The sequence below is a fragment of the Brevibacillus sp. SIMBA_040 genome (assembly GCF_046535075.1).
Classification (GTDB): domain Bacteria; phylum Bacillota; class Bacilli; order Brevibacillales; family Brevibacillaceae; genus Brevibacillus.
In genome coordinates, this window is the sequence record NZ_JAWRXI010000255.1 from 1 (window position 1) to 261 (window position 261).

Consider the following 261-nt stretch of genomic DNA (forward strand, 5'->3'; position numbering starts at 1 on the left):
GCCGTGATCCTGCCAGGCGCCGTCAAAGCTGATCGTATTTCGTGCTGCGGCCCTTGGCGCGGTCAGCCGGGTACTTCTGCGCGTTGACCAGAATCTTGGCCTGCGCGGCTTGCACGGGATCGATGCCCAGCACGTTGCTCAACTGGACAAGATAAAGCAGCACGTCGGCGATCTCGCTGCCGACTTCCTCGAGTTTCTCAGGCGAGAGCGACCGGCTTTGCGCTTCGGTCATCCACTGGAAGTGTTCGAGCAATTCGCCCG

At 61.3% G+C, this 261-nt stretch carries 1 protein-coding gene; it reads right to left on the minus strand.

Annotation, left to right across the window (positions count from 1 at the left end):
* Positions 1-22 precede the first annotated feature (22 nt).
* A partial coding sequence (locus SB752_RS32745; protein ID WP_410719555.1) for a MazG-like family protein occupies positions 23-261 on the minus strand: 239 nt, incomplete at its 5' end.